This is a genomic window from Aeromonas sp. R1-1, assembly GCF_040908495.1.
GTDB lineage: Bacteria > Pseudomonadota > Gammaproteobacteria > Enterobacterales > Aeromonadaceae > Aeromonas > Aeromonas veronii.
Map to the genome: position 1 here is coordinate 1 of NZ_JBFODV010000084.1, position 4,072 is coordinate 4,072.

General features: G+C 62.5%; 6 protein-coding genes. All 6 read right to left on the reverse strand.

Annotation, left to right across the window (positions count from 1 at the left end; genetic code table 11):
- The coding region (locus AB5Y92_RS04830) for a TIGR03899 family protein (protein WP_368225791.1) at nucleotides 1-505 on the reverse strand (505 nt) is incomplete at its 3' end.
- A 104-nt stretch (nucleotides 506-609) separates the two neighbouring features.
- A complete protein-coding gene (locus AB5Y92_RS04835; RefSeq protein ID WP_026034852.1) occupies nucleotides 610-1,083 on the reverse strand; it encodes a DUF3299 domain-containing protein in 474 nt (157 codons plus the stop codon).
- A gap of 31 nt (nucleotides 1,084-1,114) precedes the next feature.
- Nucleotides 1,115-2,362, reverse strand: a complete 1,248-nt coding sequence (locus AB5Y92_RS04840; protein ID WP_201986253.1) for an ABC transporter permease — start codon at nucleotides 2,360-2,362, stop codon at nucleotides 1,115-1,117.
- Nucleotides 2,356-3,045, reverse strand: coding sequence for an ABC transporter ATP-binding protein (locus AB5Y92_RS04845; protein ID WP_201986254.1), 690 nt, complete (start codon nucleotides 3,043-3,045; stop codon nucleotides 2,356-2,358). Before AB5Y92_RS04845 ends, AB5Y92_RS04840 begins: the two co-directional genes overlap by 7 nt.
- A 4-nt stretch (nucleotides 3,046-3,049) precedes the next feature.
- Entirely contained in the window at nucleotides 3,050-3,646 is a 597-nt protein-coding gene (locus AB5Y92_RS04850; protein ID WP_368225794.1) for a DUF2796 domain-containing protein, read from the reverse strand.
- Between the two features lie 31 nt (nucleotides 3,647-3,677).
- Nucleotides 3,678-3,977, reverse strand: a complete 300-nt coding sequence (locus tag AB5Y92_RS04855) for a DUF2607 family protein (RefSeq protein WP_201986256.1) — start codon at nucleotides 3,975-3,977, stop codon at nucleotides 3,678-3,680.
- Nucleotides 3,978-4,072: the final 95 nt, after the last annotated feature.

A 4,072-nucleotide genomic window follows, 5' to 3' on the forward strand; every position in this document is an offset into this window, starting at 1 on the left:
CGCGACTCAGCAGGGTGGCCCCCTTGTGCAGCCCCAGCAGCAGTCGCTGCTCGTCGCTGCCGGTGTAGTGGCAAGTCAGTGAGCAGATACGTTGGAACAGCTGGGCCTCGCGCTGGGTCATCTCTTTGAGGGTGGCGAGCGCCCGAATGGAGAAGCGGCCCGGCGTGGCGACTTCCAACGCGAAGATCCGCCCCCACAGCTGCTGCATCGGCACCATGCTGATATCTTCCGCCAGTTGCAGGAAGCGGGTCAGCCAGTCGCTGTCCATCTCGCCGCCAGCTGCGGTCTCTTCGCAGTGGCGGGAGGCCATCACCATGATGGCTTCCAGATTGCGCTGGCGAGCGGCCTGATCCGCCAGATGGCGAAAGGTGGCGCGTTGTTCGAAGGTGCTGTCGGTATTGCGGGTGAGCATGCCGTCGATACCGCGACTGCGGGCCAGACGCAGGGTCTGCTCCTGGCTGCTCAGGATCGAACTCTCTTTTTTCGGGGGGGGGAGGTCTGCCATGCTGACTCCATTCGCACAGGTTCTGGAGCTGAATGTTACTCCAACCGGGATGCCAAGATAACAAAGCGGCCTCCGTGGAGGCCGCTTTTTTTGCAACGGGAGGATTACTCCTCGTAGACACTCACCTCGACCGCTTCCATCGAATAGGAGGCGGTGGCCATCTCGTGGCTGGAGCTGACCGTGCGCATCTTGCCCTTCACCCAGATGGCGTCCCACAGATCATCCACCGGCGCACCCTTGGGGTAGCTCACATAGATCACCTGATTGGTGGGGGGCGGCGGCACATGGATGCAGGCGCCGAAGTAGGGTACCAGCAGGAAGGCGGTGATCTTCTTGGCATCCCCCTCCAGCGGCACCACGAAGCCCGGAATGCGCACATCCTGGTTGTCCAGCTTCTTGTTTACCCCGCCCACCGGTTGCGGCACCGACATGGGATCTTCGTGATTGACCTGGGGCGGTGGCAGCAGTTTTTCCCCTTCCGGGATGAGCACATCCCAGTCGATGGTCTTGTAATCGGCGGCCAGGGCGGGCAGCACCAGCAGGCTGGCGAGCAGCGCCACAATTTTCCACTTCATCATCTGTCCTTCTGTTTCTATTTTGGGCGTCTCGCTAGACGCGAATGCTCATGCCATCGCTCAGGCTGTAGCGGTAAGCGCGTGCAGCAGGGAGCAGGCCAATCACCATGCCTGCCAGCCAGACTACCCCCAGCAACTGCCACTCATAGGCGCTCGGCAGCCCCAGACTCAGTTGCAGGCCATAGTGGCTGAGCAGCCAGGGCGAGGCAAGCCCCTGCCCCAGATAGAGCACGGCGACCCCGAGAGCGATGCCGACCGTGGTCAGCGCCATGGCCTCCAGCGCCAGCAGCAGGAACAGGTGGGCAGGGCCCGCGCCGAGGGATCGCAATATGGCGAGCTCCCGGCGCCGCTCGTTAAGCCCCGCCAGCAGGGTAGTCAGCATGCCGATCAGGCCCGCAACCACCACGAAACCGGCGATGACCGACAGGGCCGTTTCCGCCACGCTCATCAGGCTCCACAGCTCCTGCAGGGCGGCCCCCGGCAGGATCGCCATCAACGGCTCCTTGGGATAGGTGTTGACGCTACGTTGCAGCTGGAACGCCAGGATCCGGTTGCTCAGCCCCACCATAAAGGCGGTGATGGTTTTCGGGGTGAGATCCTGCGCCAGCGCCTGCTCCGGCGTCAGGTTTTTGCTGTGACGGCCGGTGTCCCAGCCCAGATGGATCGCCTCTATCCCCGCCAGCGGCACATGGATGGTCCGGTCGATGGGCGTACCGGTCGGCGCCAGAATACCCACCACCTTGAACGGCAGATTGTCGTGCTGGCTGAAGGAGGTGTTGCCAGCACCGTGGGCGATGACGATGGATTGGTCGAGATGATAGCCGAGCTTCTCGGCCACCTGGGCGCCGAGTACCGCTTCAAACGGCGTCTCGAACGGCCGCCCTTCCCGCAGTTGCAGCGACTGCTGCTGACCGTACTTCAGGTGGGTGAAGTAGTCGCCATTGGTGCCGAGCACCCGAAATCCCTTGTGGGAGTCGCCAAGGGAGAGCGGGATGGTCCAGGCGACGCCGGGTTTCTGCTTGATGGCTTGATAGGAGTCCCACCCCACATTGTTGGTGGGGTTGCCGATGCGAAACACCGAGTAGAGCAGCAGGTTCACCTGACCGGAGCGGGCACCGACGATGAGATCGGTTCCCGAGACGGTGTTGGAGAAGCTTTCACGGGCCTGGGTGCGCACCCGCTCCACCCCGAGTAGAAGGGTGACGCTGATGGCGACGGCCAGCAGGGTGAGCCCGGCGGTGAGTCGGCGGGCCCAGAGACTTTGCAGGGCGAGCTTTAGCATGATGCCCTCCGGTTGAGCTGTTGCAGGTTTTCGACCCGCGGGAACAGGGGTTCGAGATAAGGGTCGTGGCTGACGAAGATCAGGGTCGAGCCCTGCTTGTCGCACTCCTCGAACAACAGCTTGATAAAGGCCGCCCGGTTGTCGGTGTCGAGTGCCGAGGTGGGCTCGTCGGCGATCACCAGTGGTGGCGAGCCGATCAGCGCCCGTGCGGCAGCAACCCGCTGCTGCTGGCCGATGCTGAGGGCGTGGACGGGGCGATGCAGCGCGTCATCCGGCAGTTGCAGCTCCGCCAGCAGACGGCGCGCCTCCTGCTCCGGACTTCCTTGCAGGCGGGCCCGTTTGGCGGGCGAGAAGGTGAGGGCAGCGGTCACGTTGTCCTGCACCGAGAGAAAGGGCAGCAGATTGAACTGCTGGAAGATATAACCCAGATTGGCCGCCCGGAAGTGGTCACGGGCACGGCCAGAGAGCCGGGCCAATGGTTGGCCCAGCACCTCCAGGGTGCCGTGGTTGGCGGTCTGGATCCCGGCCAGCAACCCGAGCAGGGTCGATTTGCCGGAGCCCGACGGGCCCTTGATAAAGACCCGCTCACCCTCGCGGATGGTGAGGGCGGGCAGATCGAGTACAGTGTCGCCACCTGGCCAGGCAAAGGCCAGATCGCGGATCTCAACCACGGCTTTTTTCATGGCGTTACCAGCTCAGCTTGTTGGCGGACGGGGTCAGCTCGCCCGCGGTCTGGCCGGTAGGCAGAATGCCCTGCACGCTCAGCTTCTCAAGGCTCGGATAGACGCTGAACAGGGTCGCCTCAAGGCCAGTCAGTTTGGCTGGCGTGGCGCAGGTGTAGGTGTACATGGCGCCCATGTCGGCGTGGCCCGCTTCGTCATGATCATGGTGGTTTTCATGTTTGTCGCTGGCAGCCTTGTCATGGTCATGGTCATGGTCATGGTCATGGTCGTGATCATGCTCTTCTTTGGCGGCTTGCAGCTCCTGCTGGGTCAGTTTGCAGCCAGCGGCCGGGTCGAAGCGGAACAGGGCGTCAGGCTGCTGGAGGCGCGTGACCGCTTTGGCATATTGCGCCTTCTCTTCATCGCTCTTGGCGGCGTGCTCGAAGCCCACCAGATCGGCTGCGGGTGCCTGCAGCTCGATCATCAGCTGGTCGCCATCGACCACCAGATTGAGGTGGCCGTGGCCATGCTCGTGGGCGCCGTGGCTGTGGCTCTCGTGTTCGTCGTGATTGGCGTGAGCGCCAAAGGCCGCAGCGGCCAGCAACAGAGTAACTGCTTTCATCTTTAATCCTTTTTCAAAACAAATAGCTAAATTAAACAAAGGGATAGAGAAAAACAGAGGCGGGCGGCGCACGGATGGCATAGCTGTGAAGCGTGGCGGTATCTGCCGAGCGCTGCATGGTTGCAACTGCGGGCAGAACAGAGGTCGAACCGGGGAAGCAATAGGGGGTGGCGGTGATGACCTGCTTGCCATCCAGATGGAGGGCGCAAACCAGGCAGTGATGGTCGTCGTGGCCGGGCAGGGCAGATTCAAACTGGTGCCGGGCAAGGGCAGGCTGCAGCCATAACCAGCCCAGCAGCAAGATCCAGATTTTCAGCTTGATACGACCCATAGACCCTTATGGAAAGGGCGCCATCAGCGCCCTTTCTCTCTGACTTAGAGATGGGACTTGATGAGCCCCATCACGGTAGCAATGTTGTTGGCGTC